Genomic DNA, 20,344 nt, shown 5'->3' on the forward strand with positions numbered 1-20,344 from the left:
GATGGCCCTAAGGCCGGTGGGGGCATTGGTCAAGCTATTTGCAATTGATTCTCAGAAGTAATCGCAATATGCCGAGGTCGCCGCGACTGGAGCGGCGCCTGGGGTGTTCCCGATGATCCGTTCTCTCCGCGCTGGCCTGCTGGGCGGCGCGCTCCTGCTGGCCCTGGCTGTTCCGGCCGCCCAGGCCCACTCGCCCTATCTGCTGCCGACCGTGTTCGACGCCTCGGACCGCAAGATCGTCACCGTGGAGGGCGCCTTCACCGAGAGCTTCTTCACGCCCGAGGTGGTGATGAAGTCCGACGCCTATGCGGTGGTGGGGCCGGATGGCGTGCGCACGGCCATCACCCCGACCTACTTGCGCCAGCTGGCGGTGTTCGAGGTCGCGACTGAGGCGCCCGGCACCTACCGCATCACCACCGGCCAGCGCGGCGGCCGCACCGCCAAGGCCGCCCTGGTCAAGGGGCAGTGGGAGTTCTTCGAAGGCGCCAAGGCCCCGGCCGACGCCATCGACATGCAGAGCCTGACGACCGCCGAGGTCTATGTCACCCGTGGCGCGCCCAGCGACGCGGCCCTGGCTCCGACCGGCAAGGGCATCGAGTTCAAGGCGATTACCCACCCCAGCAAGATCGTCACCGGCCAGGACGCGGTGTTCGAAGTGCTGTTCGACGGCAAGCCGGTGGCCAATCAGGCGATCGAGTTCGTCGCCGCCGAAGACCGCTACGCCGACGCCAAGCCGGCCCCCAAGACCGTCACCAGCGACGCCAAGGGGCGCTTCGCCGTGAAGCCCGACCACTCGGGCCTCTACCACATCCAGACGCGCTATCGCCTGGGCCCGGCGGCCGCCGGCCAGCCTGGCCACAGCTACACCTACGCCCTGACCTTCGAATCCCTCCGCTAGGACGAAACGCCATGAAGACCCGCATCATCCTGGCCGCCGCCGTGGCCGTCTCGCTGGCCGCCGGCTCGGCGCACGCCGCCTCGCACGCTCGCGACACCTTCATCAAGGAGCAGGACCAGAACGGCGACGGCGTCGTCAGCAAGGACGAGTTCGCCGCCACCCGCGCCATCCAGTTCGCCAAGACCGACGCCGACAAGAACGGCTCGCTGTCGCAGGCCGAGTACGTGGGCGAGTTCAAGGCCCGCCTGGAGAAGAAGCTGGCCGCTGACACCCGCCCGGCCGACAAGAAGGACGAGGAGCGCGTTCGCCAGCTGCGTCAGGCCGACGTGCGGTTCGGCGTCCTCGACAGCGACAAGAGCGGCGCCATCACCCGCGCCGAGTTCGACTATTCCGGCTGGCGGATGTTCAACCACCACGACACCAACAACGACGGCACGGTCTCGGCCGCCGACCCGGTCAAGGAAGACCAGCAAGACTGACCGCTTGGTCGCCGCGCCGCCTTTCGGGGCTCCTGCTTGCAAGGCGCGGCGATCGGGGTGGGGGAGGGCGGCGTGTCGCCCAACTTGGTTTTTCGGCGTTTCGTGGCTATGACCGCCCGCTAACACGGGCCCGTGGCCCAGACTGAAAGCTTGAAGACCATGAGCGACACGCCTCCCGACCGCCTCTCGGTGAACCCGGACAGCCCGTACTATGACGCCGACCTGCTGGAGCGCGGCATCGGCATCCGCTTCAAGGGCGTCGAGAAGACCAACGTCGAAGAGTACTGCATCAGCGAGAAGTGGGTGCGGGTTGCGGCCGGCAAGACCGTGGACCGCAAGGGCAACGCCATGACCCTGAAGCTGCAGGGCGAGGTCGAGGCCTATTTCCGCGACACCGCCGAAGGCTAAGGGTGGCCGACGCTGATCTCCAGGCCATGGCGCGCGACGAGCTTTCGCGCGCCGTGACCCTGCGCTGGCAGGACCTGCGCGGCATCGTGCCCTGGGGCGACACCTTCGAAGGCATCTCGCCCGCCGGCCGCTATGTCGAGGTCGAGCGCAGCTACATCTGGGCTGCGGAAAAGGGCGGCGACATCCTCTGCGAGGTGACCGTCTATGGCGGCCCGTCGCGCTATGACGCGGGCGAACGCGTCTCCAGCATCATTTATCGCCCATCCTGAGCACCTTGGCCGTGCATCGATAACGCTGTTGCGTTAACCATAGGGCGCGCCCGCCGACGGCGCGACGTGTGGGCTCAGGGGGATCGTCGTGTACCAGTCAGAATTTCCGGTCGAGACGCCGATACCGGTCTTCGACCCGACCCTGGTGTTCCTGCTGATCCTGGCGGGCTTGGCCATCGCCGGTCTGGCCTTCTTCGCCGGCCGCCTGACGGGCCGCGGCGACAAGGGCGAGAAGCAGAGCGATGTGGCCAAGATCATCCACGAGGCCGTGAAGGCCAAGTGCGTGGCCGCTTCCAGCGCCCATTCGGGCGAGCTGATCGTCAAGACCCAGGACCTGATCGACGAGGTCAAGCTGCGTGTCGGCCCGCTGCTGGCCTTCGGCGGCCCTTGCGCCAAGGCCTTCGAGCACCTGGGCAAGGCCATGAAGGGTGATCCGCCCGAAGAGAAGAAGAAGGACGACCACGGCAAGGGCGGCGACAAGCACGGTCACGGTCAAGGCAAGGACGCCCACGGCCACGATTCGCATGGTCACGGCGATTCGAAGGATCACGACGCGGCGGCCATCGGTCTCCTGACCCGCAATGTCACGATCGTCGCGCCCCAGACCGTCGTCATCGCCAACGCCCCCAAGCCCGACAAGCCGCACGACGATCACGGCCACGGCCACCACGACGACCACAAGGAAGAGGCTCCCAAGGTCCTGGACCACAAGGAGTTCATGCAGCTGCTGCGCCTGGCCGTGGCCGAGTTCTCCGACTTCTGGAACCGCCCCAACTGCCTGCGCGAGATCGAGGACTGCCAGAAGGTCCTGACGCAGACCCAGCCGCTGCCCAAGCCCAAGGTCCGTTATTCCGAGCGCGACTGATCCCCGGAAAAACACGTCCGGGGGCATGAGAACGCCAATCAGGAAGGCGAGACGACTATTCGCTGCCCAAGCGGCGTGCGAAAGTGCCTGTTCGTGCAAGTGAACTCGTCGGGGCGTTGAGCCTTGGACGGGGGACGCCCAAATCAAGAGTACGCGCGGGCTCGGCAGAGTCGTCAGCGTGAAACGGACTGGCGAAGGCCGCTCCTCCATAAGGCGGCCGCGCCGCCTGGGAGGACGAAAGGAAGGGCATGACCGCGACGGTCTCTCCGATTACCCCTGGCGCGTCCGAAGCGCCTGAGCCGGGCGTCAGCCTGGTCGACTACGTACCCTATCGCCTGGCCACGGCCTCGGCGGCGGTCAGCCGGCTGATCGCCCGGGCCTATGAGGACCGCTTCGGCCTGACCATCCCGCAGTGGCGGCTGATGTCGGTGCTGGCCGAGGGCTCCCTGACCCAGCACACCGCCGTCACCCGCACGGCCATGGACAAGGTCCGGGTCAGTCGCGCGGCCCAGGAGCTGGTCGTCCGCCGCCTGGTGGCCCGCACCACGGTCCGCTCGGACCGTCGCTCGCACATGCTGGAGCTGACCGCCGCCGGCCGCCGCCTGTTCGCCGAGATCGCCCCTCTGGCCCTGGCCTACGAGGCGACCCTGCTGGCGGGGCTCGCTCCCAGCGAGGTGGCGATGTTCAAGCGCCTGCTTGACCACCTGGAGACCGCCGCCATCCAACTGACCGGCGGCGAGACGGTTTCTCCGCCGCACGGCATGGAAGACTAAGCACGGGCTGGAATTCGTATTCGGCCCCTGCTAGGAAGGCGGCCCTTCGCGGCGACGCGAAGCCTGCGGGCGTGGTGAAACTGGTAGACGCGCCGGACTCAAAATCCGGTTCCGAAAGGAGTGTCGGTTCGACCCCGACCGCCCGCACCATATCTTCTGGTTGCCTTTACGGCGACCAGTGCTTGATCACCAACTGCGTCAGAGCGGCGATCAGCAAGCCCCAGCCAAAGCTCATGAACGTGCCGATGATGATGTACTCCGTCGCCTTGCGTGACTTGGAGTCCTTCACGTCTCCGAACCGCAGGATTGATTTTGCGGTGATGAGAAAGCCGACGCCGGCCGGCTGGTTGATCAGGACCAGCAACATGACCAGCGCTCGCTCCAGCAGGCCGATATAGAAGCCGCCCTGGTTGAGGCCACGGATGTTGCTGCGGATTTGGGCGACGAAGCGCGTGGTCGCCTTGCGGATGACGATGGCCCCGACCTGCAGATTGACGATCAGGCCGCTCAGCAGGGTAAGGCCGATGAGATAGACGGTCTGGCCGTCCGCGGGCAGATGCGCCCAGAACCCATCTCGCCAGGTCGTGGGAAAGGCGATGGCCAGGCCGGCGACGACCGCCAGATGGACGGCCTGGTCGAGGGCGAACGTCCAGAGCCTGTCCTTGAGGACGTAGGTCTTCACCGCGTCCATCGCCAAATGCGTGCCGGCGAGAATGCCCAGCAGAAGCCAAGGCGCCGATCCCAGAGCCACGGCGGCGACCGTCACGACGATCACGAGGTGCAGCAGCAGCATCAACGGATTGCGCTTGCGTTCGACCATCCAGTTCGGCTGCAACGGAAAGTCGGCCAGGATGTGCGCGGCGGTGAGGGCGAAGAGGGTCTTGTCCATCAGCGTTCGCTCTTCGACAGGCTGGGAAGGCTGTCCTGACGCAGACAGGCGTCAGCGCCTGTCCGACCTTGGCTTTTCGCGGTCATCATGGGACGGGCGCTCCGGTGCGCCAATCCGTCTTCTCGAAGACGGTCAAGGCCTCGCTAAGCAGGCGCCAGTTGGCCGCCTCAAGAATGTCGGTCACGGACTGTTTGCGGATTGGGGGGGTCAAGGCCTGACCGATCGCCTCGTGCGTGGCGTCGGTCATCAGCAGGGCGTGGGCCACGACCTCGGCCTGTCGCCGCGTCCAGGAGCGGGCAAGGCCGCCGCACAGCTGCAGGGTGAGGGTGAACCAGGGTCGCACGAGCGCGAACCTGTCCGGCAGGTCGCCGGTCAGATCGAAATAGGTCGTCATCCGGTCGAGCTTCCGGCCCGAGAGCAGGAAGGCTTCGCCGGTGGAAAGCGAGATGCGCTGGTGGTCGATGTTATCGACCGTGCCGAGGCCGATCGAGATGCGCGTGTCGACATCGGCCGCGGCGCGTAGCTGCGCCCGGATCACCAGCGCGGTCCGCAGCGCATGGGTTGGATCGCCTAGCAGCAGCTGCCAGGCATCGCCGCGAAAGAACTCCAGGGCCGCGAGCGGATGCAGGGCCAGGGCCTTCTGGCTGTACGCCGCAGCGTCGGCGGCGACGCCGCGCGCGTCGGCCAGCGTGTCGACCGAGAGTGTCGTGGAGCGGATCAGGTCGCCGGTCAGAACGGCATAGAGCGAGGGAACCGCCACACGGAGATCCTTGGCAGGCAAAATTGCCTGTCTAGCATCTGACAGGCGATATTGCCTGTCAAGTCGCTCGCTCGGCCGCCTCGACCTTCTGCACTAAACCCCGCAGCAGGCTACGGCCCTTCATCCAGGCGCCGTGGCCGCTGTCGACGTTGATGTGCCCCGCGCGGCCCAAGTCCACAAACTCCGAGCCCCACCCGCGTGCAAACGCTTCGGCGCGGTCGAGTTCGACGTAGGGATCGTCGCGGCTGGCGACGACCAGGCTGGGGAAGGGCAGGCGTTGGCGGGGGATGGGCGAGAAACCCACCAGCAGGCGGCCGGCCGGACCCTCACGATTGACGTCAGCTGGCGCGACCAGCATGGCGCCGCCGACGCCGCGTCCGCCGGTGACCTGGGCGAAGTGGGCGACGAGGGCGCAACCCAGGCTGTGGGCCACCAGGATGGCGCCGGGGCGCTGGCGCACGGCCTCGGCCAGGCTGATCATCCAGTCGCCCAGCAGAGGGCGCTCCCAGTCCTGCTGGTCGACACGCTCGGCGCCGGGCAGCTCACGCTCCCAATGGCTCTGCCAGTGGTCGGGACCGGAATTGTAGAGGCCCGGCACGATCAGGATCGGCGGATCCTCGCGGTCGCCGCGATAGGGCTGCGAAGGTTCGAAGGCGGAAGAAGCGGGCATCATCATGCGAAACTCGGAGGCTGGGCCGTCGATCCGCAGATAGGCCCGGTCCGCCCCTCGCTCAATTCATATCAATTCGATAGGAATTCAGAAAAGCTGGGGCGAGACCGGGATTCCTTCCTTCTGCGCGCGTCCGGGCGGCGAACCGCAAACACTTCGCCTGACGCGCTTACTGGAACCGCTAGGCCGCGATCTTGTCGCCGCGATGCAGCGGATCGGGCAGGGGATCGCCGTCCTTCACGAACTGCAACGACACCGAGTTGATGCAGTAGCGCAGCTTGGTCGGGGCCGGGCCGTCCGGGAACACGTGGCCCTGGTGGCTGTCGCAGCGGGCGCAGCGGGTCTCGATACGGACCATGCCGTACGAGGTGTCGCGGATGCCCAGCACGTGGTCCTCGGCGAACGGGGCGTAGAAGCTGGGCCAGCCCGTGCCGCTCTCGAACTTGGTCTCGTGCTTGAACAGCGGCAGGCCGCATAGGCGGCAGGCATAGACGCCGGGGTTCTTCTCGCCCAGCAGGCCGCCGCAGAACGGGGCCTCGGTGCCGTGATGCAAGAGAACGCGGGCCTCTTCGGCCGTCAGGTCGGCCTCCAGGCGTTGGCGTTCCGGCTCCGTCGGCGGCGAAAGGTCGAAACCGGCGGTTGAAAGGGTGGCTGCGTCTGTCATGAACGCCAATGTAAGCGCTCGAGCGTTGAACCGGTAGGACCCAGGAGACTTCCAATGACCATCGCCGTCGCATTCCTGCAGCCGGGCTGGGCCGATTGGGAGGCCGGCGCCGTGCTGGCGCTGCTGCGCGAATATCTGAAGGTGCAGATCGAGGTCGCGACCCCGACCGGCGATCCGGAGACCTCGATCGGCGGCGTGTTGGCGGCGGCCGACTACCGCTTCGACGATCCGGTGCTGAGCGACGCTGACGTCTACATCCTGATCGGCAGCGACGAATGGGCCAAGGGCGAGAACCCGGCGATCTCGGCGCTGATCCGCCAGGCCTTGGCCGACGGCAAGCCGGTGGCGGGCATCTGCGCCGGGACCACGGCCCTGGCCCATGCGGGCCTGTTCGAGGGCCGCAAGCACACCTCGAACGGCGGCGAGTGGCTGGCCGAGCAGGTCCCCGGCTATGTCGGCGCCGACCAGTATGTCGACAGCGCCAAGGCGGTGGTCGACGGCAAGCTGGTCAGCGCCTCGGGCCTGGCGCCCGTGACCTTCGCCGCCGCCGTCGCCCGCCTGATCGCGCCCGAGCAGGAAGAGATGATCGCGGGCTATCTGGCGATGTTCGCCCGCGAGCACTCGGATCAATAATTCCGGTCTTCCCGGCGAAAGCCGGGGCCCAGATCGTATGGCTGTGAGGCAAACGCAGAAACGCCCGCGATCCTGTCCGGAACGCGGGCGCTCTTGCATCTGGGCCCCGGCTTTCGCCGGGGAAACGGAGATTATTTAAGCGCGGCGACGCCGATGCGGGCAATCTGGCCGTCCTGAGCGGCCGTGCCGCCCGAGACGCCGATGGCGCCGACGATCTTGCCGTCGACCAGCAACAGTTCGCCGCCCTCCAGCGCCATGGCGCCGGTGAAGATCGAGTTCAGCGTCCCGGCCTTCACCGCGTCCTGGAAGTAGGACGAGGGCTTGCGGAAGTTGGCGGCGGTCTGGGCCTTCCCGAGAGCGACCTCGGTAGAGCCGTATTGCGTGCCGTCCATCTTCTCGCTCAGCACCGGCTGGCCGTTCGGCTCCAGCACGGTGATGACCATGGTCCAGCCGTTCTTGCGGGCTTCGGCCTCGGCGGCGGCGACCACGGCCTTGGCTTCAGCCAGGGTGATCACCCGGCTGGAATAGGCCGGCGAGGGCGGAACGGGCGGAGCCGGCGCCGTCTGAGCCAGGGCCGAGCCGCAGGCCAGAGCTAGGCCGGCGGCGATCAGGGCGAACGTCTTCTTCATGGCAGCACGACCTCGTCGTTCAGGGCGGTGTTTTGCGGTTGGGTGGACACGATCCGGACGCGCAGGCCTTGGGCCTTCACGCCGGCCGGGATCTTCAGCTTCACCGAAGCGGTCTTGGGCAGCAGGTCCAGCGGGGCCTTCAGGGCCGGGGTCGGCGCGCTGGCCAGCACCTTGCCGGCCTGATCGACCAGTTCCAGCTTGGCCGCCGCGGCGTCCTGGGCGCCCAGGCTGTGAACCTTGGCGGTGATGGCCGAGCCCTTCACCACGACGTCGCCGCGGCCGATGCCCAGGTCGGCGCGCTTGGCCGGGTCGTCGCCGGCCGTAGCCAGCTTCATGTCGATGACCGTGGTCTGGCGCGGGGCCAGGGTGACCTTGGTCCCCAGGCTGCGCTCGAAGGCGACCGTGCGGGTCTGGGTGCTGCCGTCGATGGCGTCGTCGCCATTGGCGTCGAGGCCTTCGGCCAGGCTCCATTGGCCCGGCGCGACGTTCCAGCCGGTCATGGTCGCCGTCACCGGCTTGTCGGTGCGGTTATAGGCGATGACCTTGAAGCCGGTCTTGGTCGCGTCCTTGACCAGCAGGGCGATGTCCGTGCCGTCGGCATTGTCGAAGCGCCAGCTGACCACGTGGCCCGGAGTCATCTGGCTACGCTTGTTGGCGATGCCGCCCAGGCGCGTGCGTTGCAGGATGTCGGACGGCAGCTCCACACGGTCGGACCACCAGTGGCCTTCCGTGTGCATGTACATGTGCTGGGCGTTCCACTGGATCTCGTCGGCATAGAGGTCCTCGAGGAAGCTCTTGTCGCCGGTCAGGTTCCAGGCGGCATAACGGTCCAGGGCGTTGCCGCCCTTCTTGGCCGAGGCGACGATCTGGTCCTTGTTGGCCTCGCCCAGCTTCAGCTCGGTCAGCGCGTTGTCGTTGATGCTGCCCAGCGAGCGGATGCTGGCCTTGCCGATGCGCCACTTGATCGGGGCCAGGTACTTGGCGTCGCCGGTCAGGCGATAGGCCGACCAGAACACCTGGAACGGACCGTCCGCGCCCGAGCCCTGCAGCACGGTGCCGCCGCGCTCGGCGTCGGTGCGCCAGTTGATCTCGTTGGGGTACGAGCCGTCCTTGGCCACGTGGGCCAGGTAGCCGTCGGCCAGGCCAATGATGGTGGCCTTGGCGGTCGGGTCGCCATTGTAGTCGCTGATCAGGATCGACGGGTGGACAACGCCGAACGAGTACGGCTTCTGCCACTCCCACGGGCCTTCCCGGTACGAGATCTTGCCGCTGTACCAGTTGGTGTTGAAGTGGACGTGGCCGGCCGGGTTCTTGTCGACCACCCGGGGCAGGGCCTTCACGGTCGTGAACAGGCGCTCGACGGCCAGCGGGTCGCCGTAGTTGACGTACATCGCCTCGGAGTTGGAGTTGATGCCTTCCTCGTAGGCGTGCAGTTCGTCGGTCACGATGGTCGACAGGCCATCGGTGAACATGCCGTTCTTGTAGACCGCGTCGGTCAGGCGGTTCAGCGAGTGGGTGATCTTGTCCGGCTGGACGCCCATCAAGGCGACACCCGGCCACTGTTGCAGCAGGTCGGTGTCGTCCGACAGGCCGCCGCCGAAGTCGCCGAAGTCGGACTGGCGCTCGTCGATCCACCAGTTGATGAAGCTGGAGACCAGTTTCAGGTCTTCCGTCTGGCGGAAAGCCCACAGCGGGGTGTTGTCGGTCGGCTTGGGCTGATCGAAGGCCGGCCAGCCCTGGCTGCCATAGGTGATGTCGCCCCAGTACTCGCGGCCGATCTGGTTGTCGGGATCGACCTTCAGCAGGTCGGAGATGTCGGCGTACAGGCGGCGATACAGGCCCTGGCGCTTGGAGGTGGTGTGCTCCTCGACCAGGAAGGCCCAGTTGTCCTTCACCTGGTTCAGGCGGTCGGCGATGTGCTCGGCCTTGGCCTTGTCGCGGTCCTTGAGGACGAGGCGGATCTTGGCGCCGTCCAGGGCCTTGGGCCCGAAGTCGGCGCTATCGGCGGCGATGGTCAGGTACAGGCTATCGGCGGTCAGGATGCGGTCGCGCATGTCCAGCCACACGGTGCGGGCCTCGCCGGCCTTCACCGAGACGCTGACGTCGATCATGTTGCGGCCCGGCCAGATCGGGTCCTTCACCTGGATGTTCAGGGGGATGACCGTACCGGCGGCGCCGGGCAGGGCGGGGATGTCGATCGCCACGCCGTCCAGGCCGTCGCGGGCGTTCTCCCAGCCATAAGCCCAGTTGCGAGCCAAGGCCTTGGCGGCCGGGGCGTCGCCGAAGCCCGACGGGATCAGCACGTGGACGATCGGCAGGCCGGGGGCGGTCAGGTCGCCGGCCGGACGCGGACGGGTCGGCGCGGCATCCGGAATGGCCACGACGGTGGCGCGCTCGCCGGCCGGGTGGCGGCCAGCGATGTAGGCGTTCAGGTCGGCCAGGTTCAGATAGTCCGGCGCCACGTCGGCGCGGACCGTGTAGGTCATCTTGAAGGCGTCCTTCGGCTCGGCCCCGGCCGAGACGTTGTAGGCCCAGATCTCCTGGATCGGGGTTTCCTGCGCCACATTGGTGAAGGTCAGGACGCCGCCCTTCAGCGGCTGGGCCAGGGCGCTGACCGTGCGGGCCTGGTCCTTGGCGCGGACGCCGACGCTGGAACCCTTCTCACCGGCCTTGGCGGCCCACGTTAGGTCGCCATAGGCCGGGCCCTGGATCTCGAGGCGGTTGATCGGCTCGTCGGGCAGGGTGAGCGTCAGGGCCTTGCCGCCGTCGACATAGACGTTCCAGTCGGGCAGCTGGAAATAATCGTCACGGCCGGGCAGGCGCGAGCGGTTGTAGACGCCGGGCCAGGTGGTCTCCTGGATGCCGTCGTTGGCGCGCCACATCCATTCCTTGATGTCCTTGGCGTCGGCGAACTCGACCTTGCGGATCGTGGTCTTGGTGTCGGTCAGCAATGGGGGGGATGCGAGGTTCCAGCCGTAACGCTGCTTCCAGGCGGCGCGGATGGCGGGATCGGCCAGGGTCGGGACCGGCGCTTCGGCGGCCGGGGCCTCGTTGCGGGCCAGGGCGGCGATCGTGTCGGGGGCCAGCGGGCGGTCGTAGACGCGCAGCTCGTCCAGGTCGCCGCCGCGGGTGAAGTTGTAGCGGCTCTGCACCTGGTGCGGGGCGATCACGCGACCGGCGACGCCGAACTGGTCCAGACCGGCGTCATAGACTGCCTTGGTCTCCTTCTTGGCCGCCAGCTTGCCGTCGACATAGAGCTGGACGCCGGCAGTCTCGTCCCAGGTGAAGGCCAGGTGCGTCCAGGCATCGGCGGCCGGAGTCTTGTCGACCTTGAAAGACACGCGGGTGCGGGCCAGGCCGTTGTCGGTGACGAAGGCGTCGAAGCCGTGGCCATTCCAGTCGATGCGCAGGAACGCCATGTCCCAGCTGGAGTGGTCCGCATAGCCGACGCGGAAGATCACGAACGGCGCGACGCCGACCGGATAGCCCGAACGCCAGAAGAAGGAGAGCGTGCCCCGCTGGGCCTGGATGTTGCCGGGCGCGTTCCACGAGACGATGCCGTCGTCCTCGGCGTGGAAGCCCTTGCCGGCCTTGCCGTCGATCGACGTGACCTTGTCGGCGAAGTTGGGGATGGGGTCGCCGGCGGCGACGTCCGCGACCAGGCCCTTGTCGCCCGACATCTTGAACAGCAGCGCGGGTTCAGCCGCCACAGCCGCGTTGGCAAGGATCAGCGCGCAGGCCGAACCCAGGAAAATCGCCTTCATATGGACCGTCTCCTCCCGATGGCGGACATCACGGAACCATACTCTCGGTAACCGGTGTCATGCCTGGGCGCAGGTGTAGCGCCGTAAGGGCATGCTTGCAAACCCGGGTGGGACTGATAGGCCGTGCTGCAAAGCACAAAAGATACGGGCGGAAGTTGCCATGTTCTCGAAGATCCTGATCGCAAACCGGGGCGAGATCGCTGTTCGCGTGATCAAAACTTGCCGTCGGCTGGGGATCGCCACCGTGGTGGTTTATTCGGACGCCGACGCCGGTTCGCTGGCCGTCGAGATGGCCGATGAGACCGTGCATATCGGAGCTTCGCCCGCCGCCCAGAGCTACCTCGTCGCCGACAAGATCATCGCCGCCTGCAAGCAGACGGGCGCCCAGGCCGTGCACCCGGGCTTTGGTTTCCTGTCCGAGAACGCGGGCTTCGCCCAACGCTGCGCCGACGAGGGCATCGTCTTCATCGGTCCCAACCCCGGCGCCATCCAGGCGATGGGCGACAAGATCGAGAGCAAGAAGTTCGCCCAGGCTTCGGGCGTGTCCTGCGTGCCCGGCCACATCGGCGAGATCGCCGACACCGCCGAAGCCGTGACCATCGCCGAGCAGATCGGCTATCCGGTGATGATCAAGGCGTCGGCCGGCGGCGGCGGCAAGGGCATCCGCGTGGCCTGGAACCGCAAGGACGTCGAGGAAGGCTTCCCGGCCGTCCGCGCCGAGGCCAAGGCCAGCTTCGGCGACGACCGGATCTTCATCGAGAAGTTTATCGAAAGCCCGCGCCACATCGAGATCCAGGTGCTGGGTGACAAGCACGGCAACGTCGTCCACCTGTTCGAGCGCGAGTGCTCGATCCAGCGCCGGAACCAGAAGGTCATCGAGGAGGCGCCGTCGCCCCTGCTGGACGAGGCCACCCGCGCCGCCATGGGCGCCCAGGCCGTCGCCCTGGCCAAGGCCGTCAACTACGACAGCGCCGGCACGGTCGAGTTCGTCGCCGGCCAGGACAAGAGCTTCTTCTTCCTGGAGATGAACACCCGCCTGCAGGTCGAGCACCCGGTCACCGAGCTGATCACGGGCCTGGACCTGGTCGAGCAGATGATCCGCTCGGCCTATGGGGAGAAGATGGCCTTCGAGCAGAAGGACCTGAAGATCAACGGCTGGGCCATCGAGAGCCGCATCTACGCCGAGGATCCGTACCGCAAGTTCCTGCCGTCGATCGGCCGTCTGGTTCGTTATGACCCGCCGGAAGAGGGCGACCACGGCGCCTACACGATCCGCAACGACGCCGGCGTCCGCGAGGGCGACGAGATCTCGATGTACTACGACCCGATGATCTCGAAGCTGTGCAGCTGGGCTCCGACCCGGATCGCGGCGATCGACGGCATGGGCCGGGCGTTGGAGGACTTCCACATCGAGGGCCTGGGCCAGAACATCCCGTTCCTGGCGGCCGTGATGGACGAGGACCGCTTCCGGTCCGGCAACCTGGCGACCAGCTACATCAAGGACGAGTTCCCGGAAGGCTTCCACGGGACCGAACCGACGCCTGAGCAGCTGGACATCCTGACCGCCGTCGGCGCGGCCATGCAGCGGGTCTATGCCGCCCGCGCGCGATCGTACGCCTCGGGCCTTGCCGGTCCGCCGCGCGCCGACTGGATCGTCGCCGTCGGCCACGCCAAGCGCAGCGTCAAGGTCAGCGGGGAGGGCGACATCGCCGTCGAGATGCTGGACGAAGGCCGCACCCTGGTGCTGACCGACATCGACTGGCGTCCGGGCAAGCCGGTGTTCAAGGCGATCCTGGACGGCAAGGCCTTCACGGTCCAGGCCGCGCCGGCCGCCGAGGGCTTCGACATCCGCCACCGCGCGACCAAGGCCCGCGTGCTGGTCCTGACCCCGCGCAATGCCGAGCTGCACGACAAGCTGCCCGAAAAGCAGGCCGCCGACACCTCCAAGCTTGTGCTGTCGCCGATGCCGGGCCTGGTGGTCTCTATGGACGTCACCGCCGGCCAGCAGGTCCGCGAGGGCGAGGTGGTCTGCGTGCTCGAGGCCATGAAGATGCAGAACATCATCCGCGCCGAGCGCGACGGCGTGGTGAAAGCCGTCAACGCCAAGGGCGGCGACCCGGTGGCTGCCGACGAGGTGCTGGTGGAGTTCGCCTGACGCGCGTGCTACCGCTCTGGTGGAGTTTCGGGGCGTGCGATGACCGTTTGGCGTGACTACTTCGGCATAATGGGTCGCATCCGTCGCCGTGACTACTGGCTGCGGTGGATCATCTCGGTCGTGGTGATCACGATCCTGGATGTCATTGCCAGCCTGCTTCTCGGGCGATCAGACGGATATTGGCCCGCCAATCCGGTCAGCTGGATATTGTGGTTCGTGTCGCTCTGGATCGGCCTCGCCCTGATGGTCAAGCGCCTGCACGACCACAATAAGGGACCGGTCTGGATACTCGTCTACAACATCCCGATCATCGGCTGGATCTGGTGCCTCGTCGAAATCGGCTTCCTGGACGGTACGCCGGGCCCCAATCGCTACGGCCCGTCGCCTAAGGGCGTCGGCGCGGCGCCGGTCGCGGGACCCGCCATCAGCGAGTAGCGCTCTTTCTCCGTCGCGACCTAGGCCCTAGATTGTCCGTGTCGGCGAGTGGCCGACTCGAAGAGGGCGGGCATGAGCGATCGTAGCGAATGGGCGGAGCTGTTCCTGTCGTCGAACGGCAGGCTGTCGCGCACGCCGTTCCTGATCGCGGCCGGCGTGCTGGTCGGCGTGGCGGTGCTTTACGAGGCCATCGCCGGCTACACCCTGCACTGGCTGACCGGCTGGCTGGTCTATCCGGCCCTGCTGTTCTCGGGCGCCTGCGTGCTGTCCAAGCGGCTGCATGACCGCGGCCGCTCAGGCTGGTGGGCGCTGCTCATCCTGGTGGCGGTGGTCGCGGTCTGGCCGCAGCCAGAGCACTTCCTGGACTTCCTGTTCAGTCTGGTCCTGCTGTGGGCGATCGTCGAACTGGGCGTCATGGGCGGTGAGCAGGGCGCCAACCGCTACGGTCCCAACCCGCTGAAGCAGGTCGCGATCTAGACCGGAGAGGCCGCGTCCTCGACCGGCCCGAAGATCTTCTGGAAGCTGGTCTTCAGCGCCGCATCCGCTTCATCCAGCGTCACCAGCAGGCCCAGATCGACCAGGCTGGTCACCCCGTGCTCGGTCTGGCCGCACGGCACGATGCCGGAGAAGTGGCCAAGGTCCGGCTCCACGTTCAGGCTGACGCCGTGGAAGCTGACCCACTTGCGCAGCTTGACCCCGATGGCGGCGATCTTGTCCTCGCGGCTCCAGCCCACGCCCTTGCGTTCGACCCAGACGCCGACCCGGCCGTCGCGCAGCTCGCCGGTGACGTTGAAGGCGGCCAGGGCGTCGATGATCCAGGCCTCCAGCGCGGCCACGAAAGCGCGTACGTCGCGGCCGCGCTGGGTCAGGTCCAGCATCACATAGGCCACCCGCTGGCCGGGGCCGTGATAGGTGAACTGCCCGCCGCGCCCGCTCTCGAACACCGGGAAGCGCTCGGGCTCGATCAGGTCGGTCGCCTTGGCCGAGACGCCGGCGGTGTACAGCGGCGGATGCTCCAGCAGCCAGATCAGCTCGCCCGCCGTGCCGTCGGCGATGGCGGCGGCGCGGGCCTCCATGGCGGCCACGGCTGCCGGGTAGGGCACGTAGTCGGTCGAAACTGCCCACCCCACCGGCGCCGCGTCGTCGCGACCCATGCTCGGAAGCCCAGTGTTTTCAGCGTTTAACGGGAGAGCAAGCATGTGGCCCTAATCTTGCGATCGAGACGGTGCGGCCCGATCGGTCGCGTGAGTCAGTTCAAGGGTCTTACTTCGTGAGCCAGGTCAACGCCGTCAATGTCGAGATCTCCGTTCTACTGGGGCGCTCGATCCTCCCCATGCAGCAACTGCTGCGCATGGGCCGTGGCGCGGTGATCCCGCTGGACGCCAAGACCAATGACGAAGTGTGGATCCTGGCCAATAACCACCCGATCGCGCGTGGCGAAATCCAGATCAGCGACGACCGCATCGCCATCCAGGTGACCCGCGCGGCCGACGTCTACGACTACATGGCCGGCGGCGCTTAATTCGTCGCAGGCTGGAACTTCGCACATAGCGAACTTCCGACTTCCCAAATCCGATTCAGTTTGCTACCTGCCGCCCCTCACCACGATGCGGTCGTGGCGGAATTGGTAGACGCGCAGCGTTGAGGTCGCTGTATCGCAAGATGTGGAAGTTCGAGTCTTCTCGACCGCACCAGTGTTGAACACAGAATAGAGCGCTCCCGGCGAAATCGGTTTCCGACTCGCTAGGGGCGCTCTAATCGTTTCTAGGCCCTGATTTCGCCTCAGGGTCGCTTCATCGGACCAACCAGCACGAACCCAGCAGCTCTTGAGCTCAGGAGGCCCCCATGACCCGGGACACCGCCGAACTGACCGACGACGTGCTGGACGACATCCCGCTGGCCAAATCCGAAACTCCCGAGGAGCTGGAAGATCTCGCCCTTGGCGAGGACTACGCCCTCAATCCCGAATATGTCGAGATGGTGATCGACGCCGTCGACAGCGGCGACCTGAAGCGCCTGCGCGAGCTGGTCACGGCGCTGGAGCCGGCCGACGTCGCTGACCTGATGGGCTTCCTGACCGCCGACTATCGCGAGGACGTGATCCCGCTGCTGGATCCCGAGGCGCTGGGCGAGATCATCTCGGAAATGGATGAGAACCTCCGCGAGGAGGTGCTGGAAGCCACGCCGTCCGTCACCCTGGCCCGCGCGCTGGAGGAACTGGACACCGACGACGCCGCCGACGTCATCGACGACCTGGACGACACCAAGCGCTTCCAGGTGCTGGCCGCCATGGGCGAGGTGGATCGCGCCGCCATCGAGACGACCCTGTCGTACGAGGATGAGACCGCCGGCCGCCTGATGCAGCGCGAGTTCCTGGCCGCGCCCGAGTTCTGGACCGTCGGCCAGACGATCGACCACGTCCGCGAGGAAGGCGATCAGCTGCCCGAGCTGTTCTTCGACGTCTATGTGGTCGACCCGACCTACAAGCCCGTCGGGGCCATCCCGATCAGCATCCTGCTGCGCAGCCGCCGCGAGACGCCGCTGGCCGAGCTGATGGAAGCCGTCACCGAAATCCCGGTCGAGATGGACCAGGAAGAGGTCGCCTACATCTTCGACAAGTACCACCTGATCAGCGCCCCGGTGATCGAGCCGGGCGGGCGCCTGGTGGGCCAGATCACCGTCGATGACATCGTCGAGGTCATCCGCGACGAAGCCCAGGAAGACATTCTGGCCCTGGCCGGTGTGTCCGACGCCGGCCGTGACGCCTCGGTGATCGAGATCGTCAAGTCGCGCCTGCCATGGCTGATGCTGAACCTGGCCACCGCCACCTTGGCGGTCAGCGGCGTGGCCATCTTCCAGGCCGAGATCGCCCAGCTGGTGGCCCTGGCCATCCTGATGCCGATTGTCTCGTCCCTGGGCGGCAACGCCGGCACCCAGACCCTGGCCGTGGCCGTGCGCGCGCTGTCCAGCAAGGAGCTGACCACGGCCAACGCCCGCCGCATCGTGCTGCGCGAGCTGCTGGTGGGCCTGGTCAACGGCGTCAGCCTGGCCCTGGTCATGGGCCTGGCGACCTATCTGTTCTTCGGGCCGGCGGACCATCACGACAAGCTGGCGATCATCGTTGGCGCGGCCTTGATCGCCAACATCTTCACCGCGGCCTTGGGCGGCATCCTGATGCCCCTGGCGCTGGAGAAGATGGGCCGCGACCCGGCGGTGTCGTCGTCGATCTTCGTGACCTTCCTGACGGACTTCACCGGCTTCTTCGCGGTGCTGCTGATCGCGTCCCTGCTACTGCACTGACGTTTTTCTCGCGCTCCTAGGGAAAACTGGCGCCGACCTTGCGCCGAGACAGACGAACGCATCCGCGTCTGTCTCAAACTGGGTCAAACTCCGCGATGAAACCGCGCCATCAGGTCACCCGGACGGCCGTCGATCTCATCAAGAGATTCGAAGGCTACCGTCAGAAGGCCGCGCAGCTCCCCGACGGGCGCTGGACGGTCGGCTATGGCCACACCCTGACCGCTCGCGAGGGCGCCTCCGTCTCTGAAAAGGACGCCGAGGCCCTGCTGCTGTACGACCTGATCTCGGTCGCGCACTCGGTCAACGAACACACCTACGCGCCTCTGAACCAGAACCAGTTCGACGCGCTGGTCTGCTTCGCCTTCAATATCGGCCTCGACAACTTCCTCCGCTCGGGCGTGCTGCGCCGGATCAACGAAGGCTCGCTGCTGCAAGCCGCGTGCGCGATGGAGATGTGGCGCAAGGCCGACTTCGAGGGCGAGCGGATCGTCATCGACGCCCTGGTCCGCCGCCGCTCGGCCGAAAAGACCCTGTTCCTGACGCCGGCCAATGGCGAATGGGTGCCCGCGCCCAGTCCGGTGCTGCGTCCCAAGGTCGACTACGACGCCAGCTGCGCCATTCCCAAGCAGACGCCGATGGCCGTCAGCACCCGCACGGAGGGCGATCGCGTCGTCGCCGAGCGGGAAGAAGGCCTGCCGCTGAACGTGGTTGTCCCGGAAGAGGACGGCCCGACCGCCACCGAACAATCGGCCGCCGCCGTCAGCGCGCGCCTGGAGGCCATCCTCTCGGACGCCCCGCTGGCCGCTCCGGTCACGACGACCAAGCCGGTCGCCCGCCAGGACGACCTCGGTCTGCCCGAGCCGCCGGCCCCGGCCCAGCCGGCCGTCACCGAGCCCGCGCCGGTTTTGTTCCAAAATGAGCCGACCACCACGCCGATCGAGCCCGTTTCGCAAACGGACGCCCCAGCGGCCGCGCCGGTCGAGTTCACGCCGTTCCGCCTGACCCCGCAGCCGGTCGAAGTGGAAGAAGTCGCCAAGCCGACCCCGGTCGAGGCCTTCGCCCCGGCCGCCAAGCCGGCCCCCAGCGAGCCCAGCCTGTTCGGCGCCCCGGCCTCGGCTTCGTCGGTGTTCAATCTGGGCGGCTTCTCGACCAGCGAAGAGGTCGACCTGCACCCGATGGACGTGCCGATGGTCGAGTCGGAGCAACCGCGCTTCGGCAACACCAGCCTGCTGATCAGCCTGGGCATTCTCGGCCTGGCCCTGTTCGGCGGCGGCGTCCTGTGGATCCTGACCGTGGCCGCCGGCTCGGATGGCCAGGTGAAGCTGTTCGGCTACGGCGCCAGCATGATTGGCGCGATCTGCTTCGTGGTTTCAGCCTATCTTCTGCTTCGCCGCCTTGCCGGTCCGGAAACGGGTGAAGACGAAGAATAGTTTTCTTTGCTTCCCTCGCGGAAACTGAGCAAGAACGCCCGCAGGTCTCAACGACCGGCGGGCGTTTGTGCTATGGGAGAGCCAGGATGACCAATTTCGCACCCTCGATGGATTTCGCGCTGGGCGAGACGGCCGACGCGATCCGTGACACCACGGCCCGCTTCGCCGCCGACAAGATCGCGCCGATCGCGGCCAAGATCGACGAGACCAACGAATTCCCGCGCGACCTGTGGGTCCCGATGGGCGACCTGGGTCTGCACGGCATCACGGTGGAAGAAGAGTTCGGCGGCCTGGGCCTGGGCTATCTCGAGCACGTGATCGCCATGGAGGAGATCTCCCGCGCCTCGGCCTCGGTGGGCCTGTCGTACGGCGCGCACTCGAACCTGTGCGTCAACCAGATCCGCCGCTGGGCCACGCCCGAGCAGAAGCAGCGCTACCTGCCCAAGCTGATCAGCGGCGAGCACGTTGGCTCGCTGGCCATGAGCGAGGCCGGTTCGGGCTCTGACGTCGTGTCGATGAAGCTGCGCGCCGAACAGAAGGGCGACCGCTACGTCCTGAACGGCACCAAGTTCTGGATCACCAACGCCCCGCACGCCGACACCCTGGTGGTCTACGCCAAGACCGGCGAGGGCAGCCGCGGCATCACCGCCTTCATCGTCGAAAAGGGCATGAAGGGCTTCAGCGTCAGCAAGAAGTTGGACAAGATGGGCATGCGCGGGTCGGACACCGCCGAGCTGGTGTTCGAGGACTGCGAGATCCCGGAAGAGAACATCATGGGTCCGGTCGGCGGCGGCGTCGGGGTGCTGATGAGCGGTCTGGACTATGAGCGCGCCGTGCTCAGCGCCGGCCCGCTGGGCATCATGCAGGCCTGCCTGGACATCGTCCTGCCGTACGTGCGCGACCGCAAGCAGTTCGGCCAGGCCATCGGCTCGTTCCAGCTGATGCAGGGCAAGATCGCCGACATGTACGTGGCCCTGAACTCGGCCCGGGCCTATGTCTACGCCGTGGCCCGCGCCTGCGACGCCGGCAAGACCACGCGCTTCGACGCGGCGGGCGCGATCCTGATGGCGTCCGAGAACGCGGTGAAGGTGTCGCTGGAAGCCATCCAGGCCTTGGGCGGCGCCGGCTACACCAAGGAATGGCCGGTCGAGCGTCTGCTGCGCGACGCCAAGCTCTACGATATTGGCGCGGGCACCAACGAGATCCGCCGCTTCCTGATCGGCCGCGAGCTGATCGGGGCTTAAGTCCAGCAAAGAAAAAGGGCCGCCCCGATTGCTCGGGACGGCCCTCCATCGTCGTGGCCGCTTTCGCAGCGCGTGACTT

Annotated in this window: 20 protein-coding genes, 2 tRNA genes and 1 pseudogene; 16 read left to right on the top strand and 7 right to left on the bottom strand. The window is 67.0% G+C overall.

The window, feature by feature from the left end:
* Positions 1-112: 112 nt before the first annotated feature.
* From AC07NF_RS17275 to AC07NF_RS17305, 7 genes are all read left to right on the top strand, one after another.
* Complete coding sequence (locus tag AC07NF_RS17275) at positions 113-898, top strand: DUF4198 domain-containing protein (protein WP_494628803.1); 786 nt, start codon at positions 113-115, stop codon at positions 896-898.
* 11 nt (positions 899-909) lie between these two features.
* Positions 910-1,377: an EF-hand domain-containing protein gene (locus AC07NF_RS17280; RefSeq protein ID WP_494628802.1), complete on the top strand. Its 468-nt coding sequence runs from the start codon at positions 910-912 to the stop codon at positions 1,375-1,377.
* A gap of 159 nt (positions 1,378-1,536) precedes the next feature.
* Positions 1,537-1,785, top strand: coding sequence for a DUF3297 family protein (locus AC07NF_RS17285; protein ID WP_492812284.1), 249 nt, complete (start codon positions 1,537-1,539; stop codon positions 1,783-1,785).
* Between the two features lie 26 nt (positions 1,786-1,811).
* Positions 1,812-2,054, top strand: a complete 243-nt coding sequence (locus AC07NF_RS17290; RefSeq protein ID WP_494629423.1) for a hypothetical protein — start codon at positions 1,812-1,814, stop codon at positions 2,052-2,054.
* An 88-nt stretch (positions 2,055-2,142) separates the two neighbouring features.
* Positions 2,143-2,919 carry a hypothetical protein gene (locus AC07NF_RS17295; protein ID WP_494628801.1) on the top strand — a complete coding sequence of 259 codons (777 nt, stop codon included), beginning with the start codon at positions 2,143-2,145 and terminating at the stop codon, positions 2,917-2,919.
* Between the two features lie 248 nt (positions 2,920-3,167).
* On the top strand, positions 3,168-3,692 hold the full coding sequence (locus tag AC07NF_RS17300; RefSeq protein ID WP_454717013.1) for a MarR family winged helix-turn-helix transcriptional regulator: 525 nt from the start codon (positions 3,168-3,170) through the stop codon (positions 3,690-3,692).
* A 65-nt stretch (positions 3,693-3,757) separates the two neighbouring features.
* A tRNA-Leu gene (locus tag AC07NF_RS17305) sits at positions 3,758-3,842 on the top strand.
* A gap of 16 nt (positions 3,843-3,858) precedes the next feature.
* Here AC07NF_RS17305 and AC07NF_RS17310 read toward each other — a convergent pair.
* The 4 genes from AC07NF_RS17310 to msrB all read right to left on the bottom strand — a co-directional run bounded on the left by AC07NF_RS17310 (position 3,859) and on the right by msrB (position 6,675).
* Positions 3,859-4,581: a DUF3307 domain-containing protein gene (locus tag AC07NF_RS17310; protein ID WP_494628800.1), complete on the bottom strand. Its 723-nt coding sequence runs from the start codon at positions 4,579-4,581 to the stop codon at positions 3,859-3,861.
* Positions 4,582-4,666: 85 nt separating this feature from the next.
* Positions 4,667-5,341 (bottom strand): hypothetical protein, encoded by a 675-nt coding sequence (locus AC07NF_RS17315; RefSeq protein ID WP_494628799.1) that lies wholly within the window; start codon positions 5,339-5,341, stop codon positions 4,667-4,669.
* A gap of 58 nt (positions 5,342-5,399) precedes the next feature.
* Complete coding sequence (locus AC07NF_RS17320) at positions 5,400-6,011, bottom strand: alpha/beta hydrolase (RefSeq protein ID WP_494629420.1); 612 nt, start codon at positions 6,009-6,011, stop codon at positions 5,400-5,402.
* Between the two features lie 181 nt (positions 6,012-6,192).
* Positions 6,193-6,675, bottom strand: a complete 483-nt coding sequence (gene msrB, locus AC07NF_RS17325; RefSeq protein ID WP_454717010.1) for a peptide-methionine (R)-S-oxide reductase MsrB — start codon at positions 6,673-6,675, stop codon at positions 6,193-6,195.
* Positions 6,676-6,729: 54 nt separating this feature from the next.
* Between msrB and AC07NF_RS17330 the strand changes: the two genes are divergently transcribed.
* Positions 6,730-7,308 (top strand): type 1 glutamine amidotransferase family protein, encoded by a 579-nt coding sequence (locus AC07NF_RS17330; protein WP_494628798.1) that lies wholly within the window; start codon positions 6,730-6,732, stop codon positions 7,306-7,308.
* 131 nt (positions 7,309-7,439) lie between these two features.
* Here AC07NF_RS17330 and AC07NF_RS17335 read toward each other — a convergent pair whose 3' ends face one another.
* Together AC07NF_RS17335 and AC07NF_RS17340 are read right to left on the bottom strand one after the other, a co-directional pair.
* On the bottom strand, positions 7,440-7,937 hold the full coding sequence (locus AC07NF_RS17335) for a GlcG/HbpS family heme-binding protein (RefSeq protein ID WP_494628797.1): 498 nt from the start codon (positions 7,935-7,937) through the stop codon (positions 7,440-7,442).
* Positions 7,934-11,840 (bottom strand): annotated as a pseudogene (locus AC07NF_RS17340) (LamG-like jellyroll fold domain-containing protein). The gene AC07NF_RS17335 and the pseudogene AC07NF_RS17340 overlap by 4 nt, the downstream one beginning before the upstream one ends.
* Before the next feature lie 21 nt (positions 11,841-11,861).
* Here AC07NF_RS17340 and AC07NF_RS17345 point away from each other — a divergent pair.
* The 3 genes from AC07NF_RS17345 (at position 11,862) to AC07NF_RS17355 (ending at position 14,768) form a co-directional block, all read left to right on the top strand.
* Entirely contained in the window at positions 11,862-13,856 is a 1,995-nt protein-coding gene (locus AC07NF_RS17345) for an acetyl-CoA carboxylase biotin carboxylase subunit (RefSeq protein ID WP_494628796.1), read from the top strand.
* Positions 13,857-13,895: 39 nt separating this feature from the next.
* Positions 13,896-14,291 carry a DUF805 domain-containing protein gene (locus AC07NF_RS17350; protein WP_494628795.1) on the top strand — a complete coding sequence of 132 codons (396 nt, stop codon included), beginning with the start codon at positions 13,896-13,898 and terminating at the stop codon, positions 14,289-14,291.
* 72 nt (positions 14,292-14,363) lie between these two features.
* Entirely contained in the window at positions 14,364-14,768 is a 405-nt protein-coding gene (locus tag AC07NF_RS17355) for a DUF805 domain-containing protein (protein WP_494628794.1), read from the top strand.
* Here the strand turns inward: AC07NF_RS17355 and lipB are convergent.
* Entirely contained in the window at positions 14,765-15,490 is a 726-nt protein-coding gene (gene lipB / locus AC07NF_RS17360) for a lipoyl(octanoyl) transferase LipB (protein WP_494628793.1), read from the bottom strand. The genes AC07NF_RS17355 and lipB overlap by 4 nt on opposite strands.
* A 17-nt stretch (positions 15,491-15,507) precedes the next feature.
* Here lipB and AC07NF_RS17365 point away from each other — a divergent pair, with 17 nt between their 5' ends.
* The 5 genes from AC07NF_RS17365 (at position 15,508) to AC07NF_RS17385 (ending at position 20,265) form a co-directional block, all read left to right on the top strand.
* The gene (locus AC07NF_RS17365; protein ID WP_492813525.1) at positions 15,508-15,813 is read left to right on the top strand and encodes a FliM/FliN family flagellar motor switch protein; all 306 of its coding nucleotides are present in this window, start codon (positions 15,508-15,510) and stop codon (positions 15,811-15,813) included.
* Between the two features lie 87 nt (positions 15,814-15,900).
* Positions 15,901-15,985: transfer RNA gene (locus tag AC07NF_RS17370), tRNA-Leu, on the top strand.
* A 151-nt stretch (positions 15,986-16,136) separates the two neighbouring features.
* Positions 16,137-17,591, top strand: a complete 1,455-nt coding sequence (gene mgtE, locus AC07NF_RS17375) for a magnesium transporter (protein WP_492812263.1) — start codon at positions 16,137-16,139, stop codon at positions 17,589-17,591.
* Between the two features lie 95 nt (positions 17,592-17,686).
* A complete protein-coding gene (gene spmX / locus AC07NF_RS17380) occupies positions 17,687-19,021 on the top strand; it encodes a lysozyme-family localization factor SpmX (protein WP_494628792.1) in 1,335 nt (444 codons plus the stop codon).
* A gap of 86 nt (positions 19,022-19,107) precedes the next feature.
* Positions 19,108-20,265 (top strand): isovaleryl-CoA dehydrogenase, encoded by a 1,158-nt coding sequence (locus AC07NF_RS17385; protein ID WP_494628791.1) that lies wholly within the window; start codon positions 19,108-19,110, stop codon positions 20,263-20,265.
* Positions 20,266-20,344: the final 79 nt, after the last annotated feature.

Source organism: Caulobacter sp. GW821-FHT10A06, assembly GCF_059415805.1.